This window comes from Shewanella piezotolerans WP3 (assembly GCF_000014885.1).
Classification (GTDB): Bacteria; Pseudomonadota; Gammaproteobacteria; order Enterobacterales; family Shewanellaceae; genus Shewanella; species Shewanella piezotolerans.
Genome location: NC_011566.1, coordinates 2678462 through 2702605, shown reverse-complemented (window position 1 = coordinate 2702605; position 24144 = coordinate 2678462). Strand labels below are relative to the sequence as shown.

Below are 24144 nucleotides of genomic sequence, written 5' to 3'. Positions count from 1 at the left end.
AGACTAATTTATAGTGCTTGTTAGTTTAGCCAGTACTGCTGGTCGTCTACTAAAGTTACGCGCTGCTGAATGCGCCAAGTTTGATCGAAACCTTCAATACGTACTTCCCAAGGTCCCGAAATAGGCTGGTCGATTTCGATACGGTAGACACCGTTTGCATCTGCGGTCACTATTTCATTGAAATCCTTTTCAGCCATTGTTGGGTGAAAAAAACCAACACTTAATGCTGCTTGATAGTTTTCACCACCTTGCTGTGAAAGCTCAACGTATTCGTCATCAAACTCAAGTAGGTAGTTCATTCCTAACTGTTTTGCGTGTTTAATCTTGCGAAGGTCCATGTTAATGCCTTTACCTTCTTTATAGTAATCTTCTGACACCAGTGAATCTTTGTTTGAAACAGCAAGATATAACAAGTTAATACTTGCAACGACTGCACAAAGAGGAAGAATGATTAAAAACCAAGGCCAGAATTGTTTATACCAGGGTTGAGAAGTGGACATTTTTTACACCTATTATTAGCAGAGAATGATGTTTTTGAAGCCATTATTTTACAGTTAAATCTGTGATTTAGCACTTAAAAAAAAGGCCTCGTAAGTGACGAGGCCTTAATATTTCGCTTATTGTTACACTAGTGTAACTACTTGTTTGACAAGCTATAAACGTATGCTGAGATTACGTGAACTTTCTCTTCACCTAATACATCTTTCCATGCAGGCATTACGCCACTTCGACCATTCTTAATAGACTGCTGAATCGCACCACGGCTTCCGCCATATAGCCACGCATTGTCAGTTAAGTTAGGTGCACCCATGAATTTGTTACCTGTACCGTCCATACCATGACAAGCAAAACAGCCTTTCATGAATGAACCTTGACCTTGAGCTGCAAGTGCAGCGTCATGTTCACGACCAGACAACTTAACAACGTATTCAGCTAGACCTGGTAATTCACTATCTTCGATAGGTAGACCACCTTTAGGCGGCATCATACCGTGACGGCCATTCATAATGGATGTCTTAATCGTTTCTAGTTCACCACCATATAACCAAGCACCATCGGTGAGGTTAGGGAAGCCCTTGCTACCGCGAGCATCACTGCCATGACACATTGCACAGTTTTGTAAGAACAAACGACCACCAACTTTCAGTGCTTCTTTGTTATTAACTAACTCTTCCAATGGCGTGTCAGCGTATGCTTTAAAGATAGGACCAAACTTTTCGTTAGCATGGATGACTTCTTGGTCATACTGAACCCAACGGCCTTCTTTTAAAGCATCTTCAACAGCAATCTTAGATTCTTCAAGTGTACGAACGCTTTGGTTCGAACTTGTCCAACCTAATAAGCCCTTAAAGCTACCCATACCTGGATAAAGTGCAAGATAGATGACACTAAATACGATAGTAATGTAGAACATATAACTCCACCATTTTGGCAGTGGGTTATTTAATTCTTCAATACCGTCGAAGCTATGGCCCATTGATTCGCCTTCTTCTACACCAGTGTCGTTCTTAGAACATGCACGTAGTAGAAAAATACAACCAATGATTACCACAGACGAGAGTACGATAATCCATATACTCCAGAAGTTTGTCATTACTTTGGCTCTCCTGAGTTATTCGCAATCGCGCTTTGCTCTTCATCAGAGAAAACAAGATTAGCTGCATCGTCGAATTGCTTTTTGCGACTCGAGCTATATGCCCAAGCAAATATACCGACGAAGGTCACCATTACTACGATGGTTATAATTCCTCGTAATGTGCCGTAATCCATAATTTGCCTCCTTATTTTAGCGCGTGGCCAAGTGATTGAAGATAAGCGATCAATGCTTCCATTTCCGTCTTATCTTTCACAGCGTCTTTAGCTCCAGCAATCTCTTCATCGGTATACAGCTTATGTGTAGGGTGAAGATTGCGTAAGATGTCCATTTTCTTGCCAGTTAACTCGCCATCTAGCTTGTTTTCTGCCAACCATGGGAAACCAGGCATATTAGACTGTGGTACTACAGCGCGAGGATCAATTAAATGAACTTCATGCCATTTATCACTGTAACGACCGCCAACACGAGCCAAATCAGGACCTGTACGCTTAGAACCCCACTGGAATGGGTGATCCCATACAGACTCACCGGCAACAGAATAATGTCCGTAGCGTTCAGTTTCTGCACGTAAAGGACGGATCATCTGGCTGTGACAGTTATAACAACCTTCACGAACATAGATATCACGGCCTTCAATCTGCAAAGCAGTGTAAGGGATCTGACCTTCTAGCGGCTCAGTCGTGTCTTTTTGGAAAAGTAGGGGAGTGATCTCAACCAAGCTACCAAAGCTGATTGCGATAACCGTAAATATCCCTAATAGACCGATGTTTTTCTCAACTAACTCATGATTAAATTTCATCGAATCTACTCCTTAAGCTGCTTTTGCTTCAGCAATTGCTGGCAAAGAATCTTTAGGGGCCTTAACAGTACGGAACACGTTGTATGCCATTAAGAACATACCTGTCAGGAAGAAAACACCACCTAAGAAACGTACAAAGTAGAACGGGTAAGAGGCTTCTAAGCTTTCAACGAAGCTATAAGTCAATGTACCGTCAGAGTTAACTGCGCGCCACATCAGACCTTGCATTACACCAGAGATCCACATTGAAACGATATAAAGAACAGTACCGATTGTTGCCAACCAGAAATGAACGTTAATTAAGTTTGTGCTGTACATACGGCCATGGTTAAACAGAACTGGTATCAAGTGATACAAAGAACCGATAGAAACCATCGCTACCCAACCCAAAGCACCAGAGTGAACATGTCCAACAGTCCAATCAGTGTAATGAGAAAGTGCGTTAACAGTCTTAATTGCCATCATTGGGCCTTCAAAGGTAGACATACCGTAGAATGACAATGAAACAACAAGGAAACGCAGGATAGGGTCTGTACGAAGTTTGTGCCAAGCACCTGATAACGTCATGATACCGTTAATCATGCCACCCCATGAAGGAGCGAATAGAATAAGCGACATCACCATACCAAGTGATTGAGTCCAATCTGGAAGCGCAGTGTAATGTAGGTGGTGAGGACCAGCCCAGATGTACAAAGCAATCAATGCCCAGAAATGAACAATAGATAAACGGTACGAATAAACAGGGCGACCCGCTTGCTTCGGTACGAAGTAATACATCATACCCAAGAAACCAGCTGTTAGTAAGAAACCAACCGCATTATGGCCATACCACCACTGAACCATAGCATCGACAGCGCCACTATAAAGTGAGTACGACTTGGTCAGCGTTAGCGGGACTGCCATAGAGTTAACTATGTGCAACACTGCTACGGTGATAATGAAGGCACCAAAGAACCAGTTCGCCACATAAATGTGAGAAGTTGTTCGTTTAACGATGGTACCGAAGAACACCACTGCATACGCAACCCAAACTATGGTTATTGCGATATCAATTGGCCATTCTAGCTCAGCATATTCCTTACCACTTGTGATACCAAGAGGCAGGCTTATTGCTGCTGATAGAATAATGGCTTGCCAACCCCAAAACGTAAATGCGGCTAACTTAGGCGCAAATAGCTTGGTTTGACAGGTGCGTTGAACGATATAATAGGATGTGGCAAAAAGGGCTGAAGTACCAAACGCGAAAATCACAGCATTCGTATGTAGAGGTCTAAGACGACTATACGTTAACCATGGAGTTTCAAAGTTTAGTTGCGGCCAGATTAACTGGGCTGCGATCAATACACCTACTGACATTCCAACAATACCCCATAACACAGTTGTTAAGGCGAATTGACGGACAATAGTGTAGTTGTAATCAGCGCCTTGAGGCTGGGAATGGTTCATCATATTGCTTCCACTGCTTATTACTTATACTTATTATTAAGTAGAGTTAGACTCTACCCGGCAAAATGACACAATTTAACGCAATCCCTACAGGGAAGAAGTCGTGTGTGTCAATGTGTAACCTAGCATTTCATGAAGTAAACGCTAAGCAATGCAATGATACTTGAGCTATGTCAAAAAAGATAGGAATTAGGGCTATAGAAAAGTTGATCTAGATCAAGCTACTCAATAGAATGTTAACAGAGTTAGTTAAAAGGTTATTTATTGTGCAATATACTCACAAATCAGTAGTATTGAGAGTCTTATCAAGCTGTTTAATAGCGTTATTTTTTAGCGGTTGCGAACCAAATAGCAACAAAAATACAACCCCATTTAAGGCTGACCCTGGTTTATGTGATTTTCAAATTGGAGCATGTACAAAATCGGTAGGTGCCACTGACTTAGCCTTGAGCATATCTCCTTGGAACACCCCAAGTGAAAAGACTCTTTCGCTGAATTTGACCAGTTCCCAAACATTGGAAAACGTTAAGGTCCGTATCGAAGGTAGAGATATGTTTATGGGTATTATCCCTGTTAATTTGACTGAGATAGGTAAAAATAGCTATCAAGCCCCATTAATCTACGGTTCATGCAGTAGTGGTTACATGGTTTGGCAAGCTATCGTAAGTTTTGAGGTCAATGGTGTCGAGAAATTCACCATTTTTGAGTTTTTAGCTGACAGTGATAAATCTCACTAATCTAAAAATACTATTTGTACACATACTAGGGGCTGTTGATCTTTCACGGTTGTTTTTGCCGCAGTTTATTGGCTATTTTGACAAGGCGGAGGCTATGCCGTTTAGTTATTCTCCACAAATAGTCTACAACACAGTAAAAATAGCCAAGAAACGCGGCCCTTTGGGTTCGATTCAATGCTTCTATTCTTTTATGACTAGAATGTGTTATGAGCTTTTCACTTAGCCGGCTAAGCTTTATCGCTCAAGCCTTGTACTAGAAACATTGAATTCGAACAAAAACTAAGCTCGAAAGATCAACAGCCCCTAGGAGGTTATATAAATGCAAAGTACCGAACTCTCCAAGGTGATAGCCCAATCCTCTTAAAAAGGGGGATAGATCTAACTACCGTAAAAGCGTGATTGATAATTATTCTCATTTAGGTATATTGGGTTTACAGTCATATTATATGGGTATAAAACCTCATGGAAGCCAGTAACAAACACCTCAATATTAGTATCCCACAACAAAAGATCGCGCAATTAATCCAGCAAGGGCATCTATGTGCTGCTGATTTTAGGTGCTTAGATTCGGAATCAAAAAATACTGTTTGGCAACTTTGCCTCTGGTGTTGTGAGAAACGCATAAGCTGCAACCAGCAGTGTGCAAGCGAATGTACAGCCAGTGCTCATCAAAAATTAGGGTTACCAACAGTTAAATCAAAAAAAATATCCTTTAATAGAAAACAACACTACTCAGGGATCTTCTAACTGATTAATATAGTGTTATTAATTAGTTTTCCAAGCGACTCGTCAATGCAACAACCAATTGTAATGCCACTCTTCGACTCTATAGAATACCTTGAAAATGGCAATCCAATAATCAATCAGCGTATTACTCAGCTCTCTTTAAGCGGAATACAAGATGCCAGTGTGGTATATGAACATGCCACCGATTGGCTAGCAGAACAAAAGTACAGTGAAAATAACTATAAGGCCTACCGTAGCGAGTTAACCACTTTTCTCCATTGGTGTTTTGACGTTGCTAAACTTGATCTGCTTAGGATAGGCCGTAAAGAGGTTGGAAAATATGTAGAGTATTGTCAGTCTCCGCCTCTAAACCTAATTGGCTATTATAATGTCGCGCAGTTTAAAGCGGAGAAGGGGAGTTCACTGCGAACGCCAAACCCGCAATGGTTGCCTTTTCGTGGTAAGAAGACTGCCAATATAATCCAGCCCTATGCATTAAGCGAAAGTGCCTTAAAAACCAAGATCGCCATTTTGTCTTCTTTTTATGCCTATTTAATGAGTGAAGATTACGTCGAGAAAAACCCAGCGCAGATGTGGCTTAATAAAAGTCGATTTGCTTCAAGTAAGAAGTATCGCCTTGATAACGACGGCGACAATCAACTCGCTTTTACCGAGTTGCAATGGTCTTACGTGATTTCAACAGTCACCAAGTTAGCCAAAGAACAACCTGAAACTCATCAACGCAGCTTGTTCTTAATTAAACTTATTTATTGCTGTTATTTACGGGTATCAGAGGTTGCTGCAAGAGCGGGGTACACGCCAGTTATGGCGCAATTTAAACGTAATCCGCAAACTGGTATTTGGAGCTTTCATATTCCTTCAAGTAAAGGAGGCAAGCGGCGTACCGTATCTATGTCTAATGCACTGCTAGAAGCATTAGTGGAGTACAGACAATATTTAGGTTTAGCTGATTATCCGAAATCAACTGAACAGCATCCACTTATTATTAGGCAAAGAGCAGCTGGACGCGGCAGGGAAGTCGGCTGTATTAATGCCAACCTTGGGATCCGTCAAATAAGAGAAGAAGTAGATAAGATCATCGTTCTTGCAGCTATAAGTGCCGAAAATGACGGCTTTGTAGAAGATGGCGCACAGATGAGACAATTGAGTATCCACAATATACGCCATACAGGGATCACTCATGACATCAATATTCATGGCAGGCCGTTGTCTCACGTGCAAGCGGACGCGGGACATGAAAGCATTGATACGACATCGCAATATTTGCACACAACACAGATTGAGCGTCATCAAAGTGGCCAAAATAAACCGTTAGATAATCTGCAAGGTATCGAGTAAGTCCTAGGCTTGTATATAAAAAGCATAAATATTTCTGATCGCTTAATGCCGATAAGTGACATTATCGGCATCGAATTAAAAACACCAATTCACACTTATAAAGCGCGAATTTAAATACCGTAATCCAGGAATTATCTACGTGCGACTAACTTGTTTCGTCTCAAATACTTGCAAGTCACCACGGTCTGATCATCAGTAGTTTAGATTGATTTGGGATATCTAACCAACAGTAGCGACTATGACTATTTGATCTGTTGCGAAACTTAAAGGTTTGCATAACAGGACCTATGCCTGATATAGATAAACTAAGAACGCCGAAACGGTAAGCTGAGTATGTATTTATTAAACTCCAAACATGAGTTAAAACCTGTTTAAACAAGATAACAATATGCATAGGCTTGAGTATTGCTGATAGAAATTATAGCCAGTACGATTTACAATCGTTTTCGAATCTACATTAGAGAAGTAATAAAGTGGACTTTTTAGACGTCAATCTGTTAATCATAATTGACGTTTAGTGTTCTGAATCTGCGCAGCCAAGTATAGTCACCAATTATTTCAAATGTTTAGATTAAAAGGAATGACTATAAAAGCCAGGCTCTGTTCGTTAAATTTTCTTACTGCTAGGTTTAAGGGATGCTAATCAGCTATCTGTTTCAAACTCGTCGCGACTAACTACAGTTAAGTATCGCTTACAAGTTAGCGATAGCAAAAGTCGAGAATACAAAATACCTAAGGGCACCATTTTATTTAGCTTAAATGTAGCGTGCGCTGTGTGGCTGCTTTTAAAGTTTGCTAGGCTTACTACTGCAGAATCAACACAGCAACGCTTCAATTGGCGCTAGATTTTTGGTTTAGGTAGCAGTAAAGGTACATGTAAACAAAGAGCTAGTGATGATACTTACAAAGAGCAGGTTGCGGCTTCTACTACAATAGTTCATTTACCTCTAAACTCTATTTAACATAATATACATTGTGCGCATTCTTAAAAAAATGTCAAAGAAAGCCCTAGAGACTCATTAACGTATGGCGTGATAAACCATAGAATCACAATACAAACTAGTCCTAAAACATCTAGCGGCCTAACCAGACCAACAAAAAAAGTAATACATTTAATCATTCGCTAGCCTCAATCTCTTCTAATGTCGTAATCCATTGTATATCTGAATAAACCATTCCTACTGTAAAACTAAACACTGGCAAGACGATCAGGAAGACAAAAACGGTAAACTTTCTTTTCATTTTAAACTCCATTTTCAATAGGTCTTATTCGATTAGGTAACCCTCCCGCAAGCGGGAACCCTCCCTAATCTTCTGCGACCTCTGGTAAATTGGCTGCTAAAGATACTTGAGGCGAATCACACGTTAACCAGTCTTCATAGTCGTCATAAGTGATCAAGACAGCGCAATCACCAAAGACTTGAACGTCATAACCTGCCAGCCTTAAATCACGCGTTGAAATGGTAAACATAGATTGACCATTTTGAGCAGCAACAAAATAAACCTCTTTAACTAAATACTGCTTTAACGTGAATTCAGCCACGCTATCAATATGCAAGCTCACCTTATAAAACGGATGTTTATTATCGACTGATTTTTGAGGCTTTAAGGGCTGGACGTTAGAAGGCACACCGCTTGTAACGACCTGCTGATTAACTGCAGTAGACCCTGTTTCTGACGATTTCTGAGAAGCCTCAACCTCTACAACTTCACTATCATCGATACCCAACGAATCAGGCACTAGAAGCTTTTTACCTGTATAAAGCACAAACAAAACCCCGATAATAATTAAAGCTATCGATAACTTTTTATGCGGTATTAGGTCTGCTTTTATGTCTTTTGTCTTCGCTTCATCAACTGGCGAGCTTGATTGCGTGTGACTCTGGTAGAACTGAAAATATTGCTTTTTGTACTCGCGTTCCTCTTCATGCACAAAATCAGCATTACGACCCGAGACGCCGTGATAAGTCTTTTTAATGTAGTGAGTATCATCACCAAAAACAGACTTCTTAATGCAGCGCCAACAAACCTCAATCATATCTTTAAGGTCTTTGTGTAACTTCCTTGCATTTTGGGTCAAAATAATAATGTCGTGGCCGTAGTGACCATGCATTGAGAGATATTCTAAAACTTCTATCTTGGCGTCACGGCCTATAGACAAATGCGCTTCATCAACAACAAATAAAACGCCTTGACCGTTCTCAGCCTTCCAATCGTGCTTGGTAAAATCCTCTGGTACTGAAAACGGCCTAATCATGCCGTACTGGTTAAATTTAGCTTCGATAACCGTAATGTTATCCGCTGCTTCTTGACCGTAATACTGGGCTATCTTTTCCTTGTTAACAGGAATGTTTGTTACGACCTTACGCCCATCTTTAGCCGCTGGAATAATGTGATAAACAACGCTTTCGTAACTTTTACCCGCTCTAGGGCGCCCAAAAATACCGTTAATCATGAGCCTAACCTCACAAACGGGATAAGCTGCAATGTCATTCTGATAATCAACGCTGTAACGATTGATGACATAGAGGTACTGATACCGCAAACCCCCATAAAATATTGCGTTTCAGGTGGTATTGCAGAGATATACTGCAACGGATTCAAGCCTTGAAATAGACTGGTTAAACCATCCAATAGAAACACCACCGCACCAAATAGCATATCGAGTACCCACCAAAGAAAATCCTTTAGAAACTCAACAGCACTTGTAAAAATCTGATAAAGGTAATCAACAAACTGATTCCATTTATTTGCAAACCAATCCAACATAACTAACCCCCAAAGATAATTTTACGAACTGCAAACGCCGTGCAAATCATGTTGATAGCGAACAGGAAACCCAACACCCTTGAATCAAGCTCAATGCTGCTACAGCCGTAATTCATCAGTGAGCCAAGATTGAAACAAAACTCCATGGGTGGGGCCGCACCATTAACAACAATGTCATCAAACTGCTTAACGAACTCAAACGGCGCACTACTTTGCAAAGCTGATGAATTCTTGTTCCAAACATCTTGGAAGCCATTCGGGTATTCAGGTTCATAAAACGATTCTATACCCGCGCTAGGCTCTGAATCAGTTTCAACGTCTGTTTCCCCTAGCCCATCACCCAAACCATTAATAGCATCAATAACACCTTGATTAGAACCACCACCGCCACCAGTACCACCCGTTTCAATAGCTTGCCTAATGCCGTCTAACTGAGTAATCATTTGATTAGCATCACTTGACCTTGCTGTTTCTCTTTCACCTGCTTTGCGCTCTACATAATCACTAATCTCTTTTTGTTGCTCGACTAGCTTATTGTGACGTTCAGCAGCTGCTTTCTTATCCGCCTCAGTTTGAGCCTCTAAAGCATCAGTAATATTTTTGTTGAAACAAACCTCTTTATCATCGACAAGGCCGCAATCTTGAGGCACAAAAGGCGTATCATTTTCGTTTTCTTCTACTAAATTATCTTCATGGTCGGTGCCAGGTTCTTCACCGCCGCCGTTGTTGTCACCAGTACCATCACCGGGAACGGTAACATTTGAGCAATCTTGATAAAGCTGGCCATTAGAAAGCGTATGAGTTGTACAATCGCCCTCTTTATCTTGAGGCGTGAAACCTGCATTACTGGCAACTTTACCATTACCACAAACCGCGCCATTAGATACGCCAGTAGCCCATTTAGAACCAGCATGAGAAACAGAGTCACCGTTGACAGAATAAGAACAAGTACCGTCGCAATAGGTGCCAGAACCACCGACAGGTATTTTACCAAACGCGGAAATTGAACTGCTCGCACTACCCTTTGCAGGGCATTCAACAGGAACGCAACCATAAGGCTCTACAGCGTATTTATGATAACCAAGAGGGCAAATTGGCGAGATTGGAAAACACTGATCAATATTACCATCTAAATCAGAATCGACACCTTTTTTATAATCTAGATAATCATCGGGCGGACAGGAATAGATATACTCAGGAGCATAAGGGCGATAAGTTGACATGGTTCTTACATTTAAAGAGTTAGTATCACCAGATACGCAATTAACAAGCCATCTTTGAGTCATATTACCAACAACAACAAACGAATATTTATTAGCTTGATAGCCTGGCCTTGCATAACACTTTTCATCAAGATAAGGAGCTGTAAGGTTGGCATCATAACGCGCCCTACCTAAAGCTTCACAAGCATCCTTTGACACTTCAAAAATATCTTCAGTAGGATAAAGAAGACTACAAGTACCATCACTCATATCTTCTACTTTAGCAGGAACCCAGTCAGGCATATTTTCATTAAACTCTGCATGACTAAAAAAAGAAAAGGCCGATAACGCAAGCATTAACGACCCTGTTAAAAGCTTGAACATATATCAGCCTCCAAATAAATTTTGACTTACTACGTATCCGCAGATTGCCCCTATCAATGCGATAATCGTAAAGATAAGGGCTAGTATTAAACTAGCCACATATCCACCTTACAAATTACGCTTTGTTAACTGCACGCTTTGCAATCGTAATACCCTTAAGCGCAAGGTTAATACCAACAATCAGAACACCTGTACCAGCAATGAAAGTTGCAACACTTGCTAAATCTACCGCAGCGAAAATATCAGCCATTTTTAAATCCCTCTATTACATTTATTTGAATGCGCCTAACTAGACGCGATTGATTAACACCTTAGCTATTTTCACTTTGTATGAAATAAAGCTAAGGAAAACGACCCAACCAAAGACAAGCCCAAAGACCTGCAAAACATCGGCGGGGTCTATTTCAATCGACTGAATAGCTAAATTGTATTCAGTCGGTGAAACCAGTATGTAACCCGTACAATCATCAACAGATTGCGTGGATTGCACTAAATAACCTTCTTGAGTAAAAGCAACACATTGAGACATGGTTATTTGTTCCTAACTGCGTAATGAAGCAGTACAAACGTAGCTAAACCACCACAGCCGAAACCACCTAAAAAAATCATCAATGTATTCATGTTATGAGCCTTTCCTCATTTGGCCTGTTGAGAGACTACGAAGCATAAAAGGGATCAAGTCTTTATCTTCACAACAGGATTGAGCCATCAACCTAAATTCATTTTCACAATGACAAGGAACCCAAAGAGTTACCTTTCTTAAACCCTTAGATTTCTGTCTTGCTTCATATTCAGAGTTGCGACTCATAAGATCCCTTTATAGCGTCACCAGTGACAGTGCGCCCTAGCCCCGATTTAAAAGCCAATGAATGTAAGCGCGTTGTATTGAAAACGACAAAACGCCAAACTCAATAGGGGTAATAACACGCTTAAATTCAGTCATAGTTAAGAAGCCTTAACGTGTGGCAATTCAAACAAGTGAAAGCCATTAATAGCAACGTGCTTGCCATCGCTATTAGCAAAGCTCATTTCTTTATACTCAACCGATAACTGAGTACGAGTGCCCACAACGCCATTAAGAACCTGTAGCGTTTTAGGGTCTTTCATAAGCTCTACTGAAACATGAACATCTACCGTTTGGGTCGGGTAAGTTGTAATTAACTTAATCAAACCAACGTCATTCACTTCACCTGTATTGAAGTTAGTTTTCTGTTTTGTTTGAATATCCGATTTATCTAAAATTAAGCCTTCAAGTTTCATTTTATGTATTCCTATTTATTTAAAAAAACCAATTACGACACTTATTGACACGAGTCCAAGGCTAGTGCGTCATGACGTCGGTCGCTTCGCTCCCACGCCATGCACTAGCTTCAAAAAGCAAAGCTTGCATCTCTTCACATTCGAACATGTGATTTTCATATTCTTGGTATTGCTGTTCGGCCATGCGCTCGTACTCTTTCTCACGCTCAAGCACATCGAAAATATCAACAACGCCCGACATGACTTTCTTCTGGCCACGTATGTAAGCCTCTTTATTCATCACGACCCAGTTTTTAAAACGAGTCGCTTTGAACACGCCTTGAAAGAGAATGCCGTTGATTCTTGCGTTAGCTTTATCACCGAAGCGAGTTGTCGCGTACTCGTGAGACTCAAAGAGTTTTTCAACGACCGCAGGGACTGCATAATGAGTTCTAACAGTTTGGTCAGTACGCTTAACAAACACGCCACCCATAGCAATACAGAACGCCGCCCAATCACCTTCATCAGCAGACTTTCGCACCTTTTCAAGCAAATAATGCTCAGTACCTTCTAGATTGTTGAACACTGCATCACCTTCTTGGATTTCATCCTTTAAGCGGCGCATTTCACGCCATACGGTAACGCTAGGGCCACCAAAAAATTGAAACTGTCTAATGTTTTCAATACGTGCCCAAGTCACAATCCTTTCAGCAGATTTAGCTGCATCAGCATCAGTTGTCAGGTCTTTCTCGATGTGTTTACCGTCTGTGCTTTTGCTAATGTACTTAGCGATATAACCCACAGCAGAACCTTTAGAGCCGTCTTTTTTGGTGTAGTTGGGGTCGATATCTTCACACTTAAAACGATGCTCTTTAGCACCCTTTTCATTTGGTGAGTCAAGCAATGCCAAGCGCTTTAGCTCTTTTTTTACAAAGGCTAAATCAGTAGGTAGGCCAAAAATTAATTGGTGGTGATGCGGTGTTCCGTCATGATGCGGCTCAACAACACGCATCCCGTAGATTTTGATTTTCTTTTTATCGAGAGACTTTCTTAATGCCGTCCAAACCTCGACTAGATAGTCATTCGCTTGAACTGGCGTAGGTTTCCCCGCTGCTAGCCATTTCTTATTTGTCACTCGATTAGCGACAGAATGAAAGCGACTAGGCGCGGTAACCGTTGTAAAAATAGCGCTATGGCCTAAAGACTGAGAAACCGCTTCAAACCCTTTTAAGCGAATGAACATTTCAGCATTACGATTATCAACATTAGAAACAGATTTATCAGACAATTCAGCAAGTGAGAAAACATTGCTTGCATCATCTTCATCATAAGCAACGGTATTCTCTAAAGCCGCCCTATTGTCTTCTGTTCGTGCTCTATAGCGATTGACTGAAAAGTCAGAGCAGTAAACCTGTTTATGCTTTTGAACCAATGCCAAATCACGAGCGACATGCTCTACAGATTGCGCGAAGCGGCGGCGAAGTTGACGCCTCAACCAGTATTCATCAGCAGCACGGTTAACCATTGAAAATAGCTCACCAGCTTCTTGCTTTCGCTTAACCGTAGCAGCATCAAAAGACAAACCAAGAAATGATAGCGAGCGCTCAGCAAGTCTGAATCGCTCAGCATCGTCATCAACAGTTGCAAGCTGCTTAGTGAGTTGTTGCGCCTTTTCCTTAGCTAAATCTTTGATGTCACCTTCTGCCATTGTAGCGTTGTGGCCTAGTTCGGTAAGTCGAGCGGACGCAGACTCAACCGACTGTAAAGCCTCAAAATAAGAACGCTTATCGCAGATAGAAATAAAAGAGTGAAGCATTGCCGGTGCAAAATCGCGGTGTTTGCGTAAAACATTAAACAAGGGGGCTTGCCAATTGGTTTTGGCAACCGCCCTTTCTTTTGCTGTTCTAACTGGCAATGAGTAAGAAGAGATCTTATCTAAAAGTGTTGGAACCAAACCCAAATCAAGCGGGTTAGCCGTGGCTTCGCCAACTATGCTAAAAGTTGCTTTCTTTGTGTCAGGTAAAAAAGAATCTTCTGAATAAGTGAGTTTAGAAGCACAGACGGGGCAAGTGACTACAGAGTCCGATTCATATTCATGACCGCAAGACAAGCAAACCTGAACGGCAAGTTCGAACTTTTCAGCAGTAGTACAAGACCGAACACCAGTAAAACTAGTTAAAGGTGTCGGTAAATCCTGTAAATAATATCTTTTTCTAGACATCAAATATATAATCCATGCAATCAATATGACGCAAGCGTACAACCTAAAGATCAAACATGCAAGAAAATAGTTTAAATAAGTCATACATGCCCCCACAAAGGTTCAAAAATGACAATTGGTGAAAATATAAAGCTCAAGCGTAAAAGCCTTGGAATGACACGTTCAGAGCTTATAGATAGGTCTGGTGTATCCACGGCACAACTATCTAGAATGGAAAGGGGCGAACAAAACAATCCAAACCTAGAAACACTTGTCGCTATATCCACAGCACTGAATACTTCAATAGATGAAATTGTTTTTGGAGAGCAAAGTACAAGTTCTATTTATCTAAGCAAAACAATTGACACCTTACCTATCGACAAGAAAACTTTTATAAAAGAAGTTATAAAAATGGCAGTAATGATCAGCAGCTCAGAAAATCTAGAAAACGGTTTAAAAGAAAAGAAAAAACAGGGTTAAAGAAGCAATCGATTAAACCGAAGTACACCCAAGGTAAAATCAAAAGATGCCTAGCAGGACGAAGGCTTTTTTAAAGAAGGGGCGTATCGCTCCGCTCACATCAAGGGGATAAATCCCCTCAATACTCCCCAAAATTGTTAGTATGGTTACACCATTTAATAAACATTAAGATACCCGAACATATTAATTATTATGCTCGGTCATTAAAATGGTGTAACCATTTAATAGATTTGATTGCGTAACAAAACCAAATGAAGTTAGTCCTGGTCAAACATTAGATTTTTCTAACGTTTGACCAGGAACAAATAAATCGAGAGGAATTCGCACAATGTATGTTATGTGTAAATATCTGCTGTGCATCCCCTCCGCTGCTGCGCAGTTTAGCGGACGGCCAGTATTCAACATAACATTAGTAAATTGTGCGCATTCATGTGTGGGTGTGATTGGCTATAGATATAAAGATGCCGATAATGTGATTATCGGCATTTGTTCGTCATTCCTTCTGCGCTCAGACTTCGCTCGTCGTTCTTAGCAATACATGAAGCATTCTATGTTTTTCAACAACAGTCTGATCAGGCTGTTGTGACTAGACAAGTATTTAGTCATGTTCATCGAGCAACGCACATAGGCTAGTCGTTAGTCCTAATTGCGTTAAGATCTGCTTTGATAAAAACATAAGTTCTTCTTTAACTCACCGTTTATAAAGCAAAACCCCAATAACTGCAGTTATTGGGGTTTTAGTAAAACTAAGTAAATAGATCAATGTTGCTACGGTTAATCTTCCATCCAATCTAAATTTGGTAATGCATCTAAATGTTGGGTATAACGTACATGGTTGAAAGACGCATTATTTTGCATAACGTCACTGACTTCTATTGCCAATGCACAGGCCATCCACTCTATCGCTTCTTCACGTTGTGTGCCGGTCATCACTAAACGCATTAAGGTCTCTTTGACTTTTCTAGGCTCGCCATCGGCAATCTGATTCTCGACTGTTTCAATTAAAGTTTCTTCAGTCATGTAACTGTCTTGTTGTGTGTCCATTAAAACGACTCTCTATAACGACTCAAAGTAAAAATTGGCGCCATTATGCCGTAAGTATGGTTTAAGCAGTAGAATTAACGTTGATTAACTTGACCTAAAAATGCAACGGTCACTCCAATCAGGCTTTGATTTAATGGGTTAAACGCCCTATTAAGCTCAATCTTGCGTAGCTCACTTCAAGGTTTTGATATCTTTGGACCAGTGCTCAGCTAAGAAATCGATAAACTGACGGACTACAGGAAGCTGGTAGCTACGGGACAGATAGACTGCCCATAAGGTGCTACTTGGAATTTCATATTCGCTCAATATCATTTGCAAAGAACCATCTGAAATAAGTGGATTTGCAAGATCACATGGCAGCAAAACAATGCCTTTTCCGTGCTGGGCGGCCTTAACTAACACTCCGAGATCATTGGCTTTTATGGAACCTGACACTGTAATCGCGCTACGACTATTATCTCTTATAAATTCCCAGCTGGTCTTTTCAAGGTGCAAAAAACAATTATGCTCCTTAAGCTCTTCGATCTCTTTGGGCTCTCCAAATTGCTCGAGGTACGCAGCTGAAGCGCAAATGACTGAGTCAATGTTCATTAGCCTGCGCGCGATTAAATTGTCTGCTGGTTGCTCGGTATAACGCAGCGCAATATCTATCCTCTCATCAACCAATTCTGCAAACTGGTCAGAAGCAAATAACTGTACGTTTACGCCAGCGTGGGCACCGGTAAACTTTTCAACAGCATCGATAAGCATATTTTGGGTTAAACCAATTGGCGCAGCAATACGAATCGTGCCTGACAAACTGGGCGTATGATGCTTTGCGGCAACTTCTAGCGCTAGAGTTTCATGTAATATCATCTCACAACGCAGTAACGCCGCTTCTCCTGCTGTTGTTAAGCTAACTTTTCGAGTCGTGCGGTGTAATAGTCGCTGCTCAAGCCAAGCTTCTATTTCATTAACATGGCGAGAGACTTGTAGGCGACTTAAATCAAGCCGTTCAGCAGCTTTAGTAAAACTTGCACAATGGGCCACTTCAACAAAACTGCGCATAGCGGTGAGTCTATCCATGATATTCCTTTAGCTTTATGACTAACCTATTAAACAGGGTTATACAGACCGGTTTGCGACTGAAATCGTAATACTAATCGCACTTCAATTAGTAACCTAAACAGATACAAACTACATCATTTTCGCATATTTATCTCGAGTCAGTGCTCAATTAGACTGCATGGGTTATCAATTAACAAGTAATTCTATGGAGAAATTAATATGAAAATAGCAGTATTGGGTGCAACAGGTTGGATTGGCAGTCACATAGTTAATGAGGCAACACAACGTGGACATCAAGTGGTCGCTTTAGTGCGGGACACAAGTAAAGTTAAACGTACCGACATTGAAGTTCGCAAAGTCGATCTGTTATCTACTGCTAACGAATTAGCTAATGCGATTGCAGGCGTTGATGCGGTTATCGCTTCAATTGGTGGCCGAGCGTTAGGAAACCATGACATTGTAAAAACAACCGCCGAGCGATTAATGAATACACTCCCCCAAGTAAGTGTTAATCGTATGCTCTGGGTAGGCGGCGCAGGCTCTTTAGAGGTCGAACCGGGTATTAGACTGATTTCAACCGCCCAATTCCCGAACGAGTATAAGGCTGAAGCAATAGCTCAAAGTGAAGCGTTAGAGGTTTTTAAACAAAATACAACCACTGTCGATTGGACTTTTGTGTCACCAGCAGCTGAAATAATTCCCGGAGAAAAGTTATCTAGGTACCGCGTAGGTGCTGACCAACTGCTCGTTGATGATAATGGCGACAGTAAAATCTCGGTTAGCGATTACGCAATAGCGATGATTGATGAGCTAGAGTCGAATAATCACCCTTGCCAGCGTATTGGTGTTGCGTACTAACAAAGAGACTTAGTTGGCTGGGTTTTACAATCTAGGGCAGTTAAACAGTTACAGGCGAATTCATTGCCGCCTGTAACTGTTTATCGCGCTGAGCATGTACTTAAATATCTACGCCAATTTTATGCGGTAACCTAACTCTGTCGTATTTGTTCAATCAATTTCCCTACAGCACCGCTAATATTTTCCCATCACGGCGGCGCTGCATTAATAGAATAGCTCTGGCCTAAAACAATCCTCAATTTACGGTATAGAAACTTGTTAGAAATTCAAAAAATTACGGACCTTAGTGCATTAGCAACGTTAAAGCAGCAGTATTTTAGCCGAACAAGTGCCCCGCTAGATGGTATGTGGCAATTCGGCTTTATACCAATAGCAGAACATTTTGCCTTTGTTGAAAAGCAACATATTGTCGGTTATTGCTGTGTCAACGAAGAAAGCTATATGTTGCAGTTTTACCTGTCACCTACAGCTAAAACAAATGCTAAAGATCTGTTCACGCTAATTGTTCAGCAAAATAGCAGTGAGATAGGCCCTGTTGAAGGTGCATTTGTCAGCACAGCAGAGCCTGCATACCTATCACTATGCCTGGATAACTCAAGTTCAGTATCGGTAAACAGCTTTATGTATCAGCATGCTAAACATGCAGCTAAAAGCAGTGACGACGCAATTGAATTACAGCTTGCCACAAAAATGATGCACAAATCTTTAGTCGATTTTGCAGTGGAAACTATCGGCGCGCCAACACAGTGGCTTAGTGATTATTACGGTAATTTAATTAGCCGTAAAGAGCTTTGGTACTATCAAAAAGACCAGCAGGTGTTAGCAACTGGTGAATGTCGTACTAATGACCAGTACCAAACGAATACTGCCGATCTAGGAATGATTGTCGCTAAGGCGTACCGTGGTAAAGGTATTGCCCGTGAAGTGCTTAAGTTTTTAGTCAGTATATCTACCCAAAAGGGGTTGCTTCCAATATGTTCCACTGAAAGCACTAATATAGCGGCGCAAAAAGCGATTGCGAAGGCCGATCTAGTATCCAATCACCGGATCATTAAAGTTGATTTTGAAGTGATTTAATCGAATGAGTGCTGCCGAGTGCTCATTCGGGCTCAATACACGCCATTTTTACAGTATTGCATGCGCCCTTCACTGCAGTTTTTAGCGGTTTAGCTTATACTAGACAGCAGAACTGAACATTAGGTTTGAATCATGCAGAGTTGGGTCACAGCCCCAAAAGATCAGCGAATAGCTAAGTATGTCGAATTTTACTGGTTAATAGAAAAAAGCTCGACTCAGGATATTAATAACTACCCTAAGTTAAACCCCGATCCTGCAGCTCATTTCATTCTCTGCCCTAAAGAGCAGTGTTTCCATTATCAAACTTCTCCAACTAAGAGTGTTGGTAAAGGTAGTCACTGGCTATACCCGCAACAGCAAACATTACAACTAGACCACAGCAAATGCTTTATCTATCTTGGCATTAAATTCCGCGTTGGAGCACTCTATTCGCTCAATATCCCAGGTTACAAGCACCCTACTCTGAATAAAGCTGTTGAAATGGAGTTTAAGGAGCTACTAGGAGTTAGCAGTTTTGCCATGGATGATATTTTGCACATAGGCCGAACGGACTCTGACAGATGTATAGACATGCTAGATGTGCTTTTGTCACCGCTGTTCAACTCAACCACAGAAGATCAGCATAGTGCTCTTACCCGTAAGGTGTTGCCTCTATTAGAAAACAGTCTAATTTCAGAGTTGGGTGATAAACTTCACTGCTCACAACGTACACTAGAACGTAGTTTTTACCGCGTTACAGGCTTAACAATGAAGCAGTGTAAATCGATGAATAAATTGGAGGCGATGCTTGAATACTTATATCAGCGTGAAGCTGTTGATATTGATTGGGCGGAGGTGGCGTTTAAATTTGGTTTTAGCGACCAACCACACTTAATACGGCAGCTAAAAAAACAGATTGGGCTCACTCCCAAAAACTACGCAGAGCAGCGCGGTTTAACGATTGATATCTATGGCGGCGTAGAGTCTCGCTGATCCTAAATAGCAAAATTAGATATAAGACTTAACGTTATTTCGCTGCTCTAATCATATATAAACAATGATCAATGGGTATAGATTCTGGGTAGGTGCTTTCAACAAACCCCAGCTTTAGGTAGCTATTGATTGCAGCTTGATTATCTTTGAGTACAAATAGAGAGCTTTGTTGTAAACACAGTTGTTTGAGGCCACAAGCATTTAGCAGCTCTACCAAGGTTTTAGATATCCCCTTTCCTCGCCAACTTGGATTGACCACTATTCGGCCTAAATGGCACTTTTCTAAACGCGGGTAATACTGGCCAAAGCCTAATAACTCATATTTATCAGACACGAGTGCGAAGGAAGCAAGTCTTTGTAGAGCAAGATCTTCGGTGAATGTAGCAACATCGTAGGGGTATCTAAAATGGGGGCCTGCCCATTGAAAGACCTCATGCTGAGTGTTAAACCACGTCATCATCTGTTTCAAATGCTCAGTTGTCGGCGTTACAAGCTGCATTTGGAATCCCTTTATTTAGGTTTATCTCAAGCGATAATTTTCAGCGGTTGCCCATTCATTTAGACAAAGCCTGCACGTAGACTTTGTCTAAACTGGATAATGCTATCTTAATCTAGGTTCTGCATCTCTTGCAGAACACTTTCAACTACAGATTCTGGCTTTGCTAGGTATTTAGAGTGATCGATGAAGATACCTTGATCATCGACAGTGATAAGTAGTGCTGGAAATGATGTTGTACCAAGAACTTCATAGATCTCGGCGATGCCCGCCAATATTTGCTCTGCGTCATTGATCAATCCATCTCTAAATATCTTATTAGATGGCGATAATTTATGCGTCGAAATCAACTCACTAAAGTCATGTTTGTTGGTTAACGGATTACCATCAATAAAATGCGCTTTTTGGATTGCATTAAGGACGCTAAGCATCTTATCCGGTTGTTTCGTTTCTAGCCAAGCCATAAGGTTTGCAACTTTTGTGGCATCCTTTGGACTATTAGCGTAGCGAATATGTTCTCGCCCAAACTTTACTTCTGCAAGATCTCTTACTGCGTTGACTTGGTCAAGCCCTGCACTATCGCTGCCATCGAAATGGCTACAATGTAACAAGTGCAGTTGCATTTTCGGGAATGCTTCACTGAGAGCATTCACTAAAGGAGTTGCGGCGTAACTCCATGGACAATGACTGTCATAGATAAAATACAGTGCAAGCTGGGCTTTGTTGATATTGGTGTCGGTGTTCATCTACTTCAGTCTTAACTTTTGATAAATAATTGGTGATCCTAAGAGGTTTTAAACCTTTAATCAATTAGCTGTTGAGTATAAATGCCAGATAGATACCGACTTTAACGCGCTTCAAATCAAATATATGTTGTATGCGCACTTTCTTGAGGCGATTTATGCGTGATGGGCCAACTAACCGGTACAGTAAGGCGATCAACCTCATGGTTTAGCAATAAGTTAACTATACGCAGTAGCCACTATATAGACGAGTCTTTAAAATTAACTGCTTATTATAGCAATCAGTATAAAGATTTGATCGCTCAGCGAGAGTAGCAACTTCTTATACTGATTGGAATTACACTTAAATTCAGGTTGAGTGGTTGGCAGCTGGAATTATCAAATCTTGATTAGTGCATCGAGGTTTAGATTGATTGAGAGACAAAAATTGTGAGAAATATTGAGTTACTAGCGCCTGGTGGAGACATCGAATCAATTAAAGCCGCTATTATAGCTGGTGCAGATGCGGTTTACTGCGGGCTTGATAATTTCAATGCTAGAAAACGGGCAGAAAACTTAAACTTCGAACAGCTTTGTGGACTCCTAAGAGTCGCTCATCAACATGACTGTCAGCTATTTCTAACCTTAAACATTATCGTGTTAGAACATGAGTTGCCGGCGCTGTTTAAATTGTTAAATCAACTGGTTAATACCGATATAGACGGGGTAATTGTACAAGATCTCGGTGTATTTGAGATCTTAAAACATTATTACCCAACACTTGAAGTCCATGCTTCTACTCAGCTAACAACCCACAATACCGGCCAACTGTCATTTCTTCAGCAAATGGGGGCTAACCGTGCAAACCTATCTAGAGAACTCAATTTAGATGAAATAAGGACTATGTCAGCAAAAGCGCATCAGTTGGAGATGCTAACAGAAGTATTTGTTCATGGTTCTAACTGCATTGGCTTTTCGGGTTTGTGCTATTTCAGTTCAGCTCATGGCGGTAATTCAGGTAACCGCGGTCGTTGTAGTCAGCCTTGTCGCGATCAATACCAACCCACTGAGATTGGCGCTGAATATCCACTCAACATGAAAGATAACTCAGCCTTTGATGATCTAGAAGCGTTAGTCGATGCGGGAGTAGATTCTTTAAAAGTGGAAGGTAGGATTAAGAAATACCACTACGTGCACAGTGTGGTAACGACTTGGCGAAAGCAAATTAAGCGACTACAACAAAAACAAGCACTGTCAAACGACAAAACTGAGTTATATACCGTCTTTAATCGTGACTTTACCAATGGTTACTTAGCTGGGAAAGTCGGTAAAGAGATGTATATCGATAATCCCCGAGACAATGCAGTACAGCACTTCAGTGCGATAGAGCAAAGTAAGCCTCAAGTATCTGCAGATATTGTACAAGTAGTTAAACAGCGTTTATATGATAAAAAAACATTGATTATTGATTCAGTTGGCGAGCAAATTAAATCGCTAAATATCAGCAAACCGCTTATCAAACTGGCAATTAGTGGGCAATTACGGACTGTTTTAACCATTGATGTTTTTATTGCTACGGACAAACAACCGAGCTTTAGTGTGCAATCAACGAGCCTGTTATCAACTGCAAACAAGTATCAATTGTCAAAAGATGAGCTCACTAGCCGCTTTGCAAGCCTTAACTCTTACAAGCATCAATTACACAATATCGATTTTTCACAGTATTTTGGTGATGTTTACCTTTCGTTTAAAGAGTTAACTCAGATGAAGATAGCGATAATGCGTTTTCTAAACGGTAACAAGACTCCTATCAAACCTGTTGAATTTAGTGAAATAAAAAAAGCGCGTTTAGCTGAAAATCCGGCTCCAAGTACTGCAGAATCAGCGCGTAGCAAATCGACTTGTGCGATATTAATTGGAAATCGAAAAGATCTCGCTTTATATAGAGCACTTAAACTGCAAAACAAATCGAAAACGCTAAATGTTTACTATGCGGTTCCCGATTCAATTTCCTGTGAATCTGATAAATTAATCGCACTTTTTAAAGCTGAACCTGAGCTCACACCTTGGTTTGGTCCGATTGTGCTGCAGCAAGAGTTTGAAGCCGTTGCACATATCTTAAAGTCGATACCACAAACACAGATTGTCAGTAATAACACTGGTGTCGGCTTTATCTCGAAACAGTTAGGTATTAAATGGATCGCGGGACCACATCTTAATACCAGTAACTCCTTCAGTTTAACTAGCTTACAAAAACAGGGTTGCAATGGTGCTTTCATTTCTAATGAGTTGAACAGAAAACAGATAAAATCGATTCACGCTCCACATGGGTTTAGCTTGCACTACAGTGCATTGCACCCCATTTTGCTGATGACCAGTCGTCAGTGTTTATTCTTACAGTCTGCAGTCTGTGATAAACAAGTGATGGATGACGAGTGTCTATCTATTTGTAAAAAGCACACCACCATTACCAATGTAAAACAGATCGATTTTGTGATTGATAAAAAGCGTCGAGATCATAATAACCTGATAGGCGCTGAACTGTTTTTTAATCCTAGTATTGTGAATGAGATCCCTAACAAGTTTGACTCTATGCTGTTAGATCTGCGGACAATAAAAACTAAAACTGATTTTGTTTGGCCGCAACTCGATTTAATTAATGCCTTTCAAGACTATTTACAACAGCTGGCTGATTGCAAAAGTGAGGAGCAGCTTTACCAAGCATTATCAGTTTCAACACGTGCTCAATATTTGAAAGGTTTATAGGCTTCAAACTTATCATAGGCGACTTAATAGCTGGAAATATTCTAAGATTAAGTCGCAAAGCTCGTTAAATGCGCCACACTAACTCTTCATTCGCACCGCTTTGTTCCTTTTCAACCATCCTACTTGGCTACTTATACAGCAGTTAAAAGCTTATCGAGGTGATTTTGCTCATTTAGCCTAAATTTTTGCGGATAAATGCTATCTAACTGTATAAAGTAGAATTA

The 24144-nt window shown here is 40.8% G+C and carries 23 protein-coding genes; 7 read left to right on the top strand and 16 right to left on the bottom strand.

From position 1 onward, the window contains the following. Positions 1 to 20: 20 nt before the first annotated feature. From SWP_RS11605 to ccoN, 5 genes are all read right to left on the bottom strand, one after another. A complete protein-coding gene (locus tag SWP_RS11605; RefSeq protein ID WP_020912671.1) occupies positions 21 to 500 on the bottom strand; it encodes a FixH family protein in 480 nt (159 codons plus the stop codon). Positions 501 to 637: 137 nt separating this feature from the next. Then, entirely contained in the window at positions 638 to 1594 is a 957-nt protein-coding gene (gene ccoP / locus SWP_RS11600) for a cytochrome-c oxidase, cbb3-type subunit III (RefSeq protein ID WP_020912670.1), read from the bottom strand. Continuing rightward, complete coding sequence (locus SWP_RS11595) at positions 1594 to 1770, bottom strand: CcoQ/FixQ family Cbb3-type cytochrome c oxidase assembly chaperone (RefSeq protein WP_020912669.1); 177 nt, start codon at positions 1768 to 1770, stop codon at positions 1594 to 1596. Before SWP_RS11595 ends, ccoP begins: the two co-directional genes overlap by 1 nt. 11 nt (positions 1771 to 1781) lie before the next feature. Beyond that, entirely contained in the window at positions 1782 to 2396 is a 615-nt protein-coding gene (gene ccoO / locus SWP_RS11590) for a cytochrome-c oxidase, cbb3-type subunit II (RefSeq protein ID WP_020912668.1), read from the bottom strand. A gap of 12 nt (positions 2397 to 2408) precedes the next feature. Further along, positions 2409 to 3845: a cytochrome-c oxidase, cbb3-type subunit I gene (gene ccoN / locus SWP_RS11585; RefSeq protein WP_020912667.1), complete on the bottom strand. Its 1437-nt coding sequence runs from the start codon at positions 3843 to 3845 to the stop codon at positions 2409 to 2411. Between the two features lie 263 nt (positions 3846 to 4108). Here ccoN and SWP_RS11580 point away from each other — a divergent pair, with 263 nt between their 5' ends. Together SWP_RS11580 and SWP_RS11575 are read left to right on the top strand one after the other, a co-directional pair. Next, positions 4109 to 4579, top strand: coding sequence for a hypothetical protein (locus SWP_RS11580; protein ID WP_228371131.1), 471 nt, complete (start codon positions 4109 to 4111; stop codon positions 4577 to 4579). A 792-nt stretch (positions 4580 to 5371) separates the two neighbouring features. Then, positions 5372 to 6664, top strand: a complete 1293-nt coding sequence (locus SWP_RS11575; RefSeq protein WP_044555869.1) for a tyrosine-type recombinase/integrase — start codon at positions 5372 to 5374, stop codon at positions 6662 to 6664. A gap of 1306 nt (positions 6665 to 7970) precedes the next feature. Here SWP_RS11575 and SWP_RS11570 read toward each other — a convergent pair. The 7 genes from SWP_RS11570 to SWP_RS11540 form a co-directional block, all read right to left on the bottom strand. Further along, positions 7971 to 9119 carry a zonular occludens toxin domain-containing protein gene (locus SWP_RS11570; protein ID WP_020912663.1) on the bottom strand — a complete coding sequence of 383 codons (1149 nt, stop codon included), beginning with the start codon at positions 9117 to 9119 and terminating at the stop codon, positions 7971 to 7973. Next, a complete protein-coding gene (locus tag SWP_RS11565) occupies positions 9116 to 9433 on the bottom strand; it encodes a DUF2523 family protein (RefSeq protein ID WP_020912662.1) in 318 nt (105 codons plus the stop codon). The genes SWP_RS11570 and SWP_RS11565 overlap by 4 nt, the downstream gene beginning before the upstream one ends. Positions 9434 to 9435: 2 nt before the next feature. Then, a complete protein-coding gene (locus SWP_RS11560) occupies positions 9436 to 11019 on the bottom strand; it encodes a hypothetical protein (protein ID WP_044555868.1) in 1584 nt (527 codons plus the stop codon). Positions 11020 to 11134: 115 nt separating this feature from the next. Continuing rightward, entirely contained in the window at positions 11135 to 11269 is a 135-nt protein-coding gene (locus SWP_RS24625; RefSeq protein ID WP_020912660.1) for a Major coat protein precursor, read from the bottom strand. Positions 11270 to 11308: 39 nt separating this feature from the next. Then, positions 11309 to 11548, bottom strand: a complete 240-nt coding sequence (locus tag SWP_RS11550) for a hypothetical protein (protein ID WP_020912659.1) — start codon at positions 11546 to 11548, stop codon at positions 11309 to 11311. Positions 11549 to 11964: 416 nt separating this feature from the next. Further along, positions 11965 to 12279, bottom strand: a complete 315-nt coding sequence (locus SWP_RS11545; RefSeq protein WP_020912658.1) for a hypothetical protein — start codon at positions 12277 to 12279, stop codon at positions 11965 to 11967. 61 nt (positions 12280 to 12340) lie between these two features. Beyond that, on the bottom strand, positions 12341 to 14479 hold the full coding sequence (locus SWP_RS11540; protein WP_052634174.1) for a replication endonuclease: 2139 nt from the start codon (positions 14477 to 14479) through the stop codon (positions 12341 to 12343). Positions 14480 to 14587: 108 nt separating this feature from the next. Between SWP_RS11540 and SWP_RS11535 the strand changes: the two genes are divergently transcribed. Further along, positions 14588 to 14938 carry a helix-turn-helix domain-containing protein gene (locus tag SWP_RS11535; protein WP_020912656.1) on the top strand — a complete coding sequence of 117 codons (351 nt, stop codon included), beginning with the start codon at positions 14588 to 14590 and terminating at the stop codon, positions 14936 to 14938. 774 nt (positions 14939 to 15712) lie between these two features. Here the strand turns inward: SWP_RS11535 and SWP_RS11530 are convergent. Both SWP_RS11530 and SWP_RS11525 read right to left on the bottom strand, forming a co-directional pair. Beyond that, a complete protein-coding gene (locus SWP_RS11530) occupies positions 15713 to 15982 on the bottom strand; it encodes a hypothetical protein (RefSeq protein ID WP_020912655.1) in 270 nt (89 codons plus the stop codon). A 171-nt stretch (positions 15983 to 16153) separates the two neighbouring features. Then, positions 16154 to 17047 (bottom strand): LysR family transcriptional regulator, encoded by an 894-nt coding sequence (locus SWP_RS11525; RefSeq protein ID WP_020912654.1) that lies wholly within the window; start codon positions 17045 to 17047, stop codon positions 16154 to 16156. A gap of 201 nt (positions 17048 to 17248) precedes the next feature. Here SWP_RS11525 and SWP_RS11520 point away from each other — a divergent pair, with 201 nt between their 5' ends. The 3 genes from SWP_RS11520 (at position 17249) to SWP_RS11510 (ending at position 19936) form a co-directional block, all read left to right on the top strand. Next, entirely contained in the window at positions 17249 to 17887 is a 639-nt protein-coding gene (locus SWP_RS11520) for an NAD(P)-dependent oxidoreductase (RefSeq protein ID WP_020912653.1), read from the top strand. A gap of 255 nt (positions 17888 to 18142) precedes the next feature. Continuing rightward, a complete protein-coding gene (locus SWP_RS11515; protein ID WP_020912652.1) occupies positions 18143 to 18964 on the top strand; it encodes a GNAT family N-acetyltransferase in 822 nt (273 codons plus the stop codon). 132 nt (positions 18965 to 19096) lie between these two features. Then, a complete protein-coding gene (locus SWP_RS11510; protein WP_020912651.1) occupies positions 19097 to 19936 on the top strand; it encodes a helix-turn-helix domain-containing protein in 840 nt (279 codons plus the stop codon). Between the two features lie 34 nt (positions 19937 to 19970). Here SWP_RS11510 and SWP_RS11505 read toward each other — a convergent pair whose 3' ends face one another. Then, positions 19971 to 20435 carry a GNAT family N-acetyltransferase gene (locus SWP_RS11505; protein WP_020912650.1) on the bottom strand — a complete coding sequence of 155 codons (465 nt, stop codon included), beginning with the start codon at positions 20433 to 20435 and terminating at the stop codon, positions 19971 to 19973. A gap of 107 nt (positions 20436 to 20542) precedes the next feature. Continuing rightward, the gene (locus tag SWP_RS11500; protein ID WP_020912649.1) at positions 20543 to 21178 is read right to left on the bottom strand and encodes a protein disulfide-isomerase; all 636 of its coding nucleotides are present in this window, start codon (positions 21176 to 21178) and stop codon (positions 20543 to 20545) included. Between the two features lie 426 nt (positions 21179 to 21604). On the opposite strand from SWP_RS11500, the gene SWP_RS11495 reads away from it, so the two are divergent. Beyond that, the gene (locus SWP_RS11495; RefSeq protein WP_020912648.1) at positions 21605 to 23920 is read left to right on the top strand and encodes a peptidase U32 family protein; all 2316 of its coding nucleotides are present in this window, start codon (positions 21605 to 21607) and stop codon (positions 23918 to 23920) included. The last annotated feature ends 224 nt before the right edge of the window (positions 23921 to 24144 follow it).

Coding starts and splice junctions, on each gene's coding strand:
- SWP_RS11570 (WP_020912663.1), bottom strand. CDS start 9,119: ATGATTAACGGTATTTTTGGGCGCCCTAGAGCGGGTAAAAGTTACGAA.
- ccoO (WP_020912668.1), bottom strand. CDS start 2,396: ATGAAATTTAATCATGAGTTAGTTGAGAAAAACATCGGTCTATTAGGG.
- SWP_RS11595 (WP_020912669.1), bottom strand. CDS start 1,770: ATGGATTACGGCACATTACGAGGAATTATAACCATCGTAGTAATGGTG.
- SWP_RS11530 (WP_020912655.1), bottom strand. CDS start 15,982: ATGGACACACAACAAGACAGTTACATGACTGAAGAAACTTTAATTGAA.
- SWP_RS11510 (WP_020912651.1), top strand. CDS start 19,097: ATGCAGAGTTGGGTCACAGCCCCAAAAGATCAGCGAATAGCTAAGTAT.
- ccoN (WP_020912667.1), bottom strand. CDS start 3,845: ATGATGAACCATTCCCAGCCTCAAGGCGCTGATTACAACTACACTATT.
- SWP_RS24625 (WP_020912660.1), bottom strand. CDS start 11,269: ATGGCTGATATTTTCGCTGCGGTAGATTTAGCAAGTGTTGCAACTTTC.
- SWP_RS11520 (WP_020912653.1), top strand. CDS start 17,249: ATGAAAATAGCAGTATTGGGTGCAACAGGTTGGATTGGCAGTCACATA.
- SWP_RS11545 (WP_020912658.1), bottom strand. CDS start 12,279: ATGAAACTTGAAGGCTTAATTTTAGATAAATCGGATATTCAAACAAAA.
- SWP_RS11560 (WP_044555868.1), bottom strand. CDS start 11,019: ATGTTCAAGCTTTTAACAGGGTCGTTAATGCTTGCGTTATCGGCCTTT.
- SWP_RS11500 (WP_020912649.1), bottom strand. CDS start 21,178: ATGAACACCGACACCAATATCAACAAAGCCCAGCTTGCACTGTATTTT.
- SWP_RS11535 (WP_020912656.1), top strand. CDS start 14,588: ATGACAATTGGTGAAAATATAAAGCTCAAGCGTAAAAGCCTTGGAATG.
- SWP_RS11505 (WP_020912650.1), bottom strand. CDS start 20,435: ATGCAGCTTGTAACGCCGACAACTGAGCATTTGAAACAGATGATGACG.
- SWP_RS11540 (WP_052634174.1), bottom strand. CDS start 14,479: ATGTCTAGAAAAAGATATTATTTACAGGATTTACCGACACCTTTAACT.
- ccoP (WP_020912670.1), bottom strand. CDS start 1,594: ATGACAAACTTCTGGAGTATATGGATTATCGTACTCTCGTCTGTGGTA.
- SWP_RS11575 (WP_044555869.1), top strand. CDS start 5,372: ATGCAACAACCAATTGTAATGCCACTCTTCGACTCTATAGAATACCTT.
- SWP_RS11605 (WP_020912671.1), bottom strand. CDS start 500: ATGTCCACTTCTCAACCCTGGTATAAACAATTCTGGCCTTGGTTTTTA.
- SWP_RS11525 (WP_020912654.1), bottom strand. CDS start 17,047: ATGGATAGACTCACCGCTATGCGCAGTTTTGTTGAAGTGGCCCATTGT.
- SWP_RS11565 (WP_020912662.1), bottom strand. CDS start 9,433: ATGTTGGATTGGTTTGCAAATAAATGGAATCAGTTTGTTGATTACCTT.
- SWP_RS11550 (WP_020912659.1), bottom strand. CDS start 11,548: ATGTCTCAATGTGTTGCTTTTACTCAAGAAGGTTATTTAGTGCAATCC.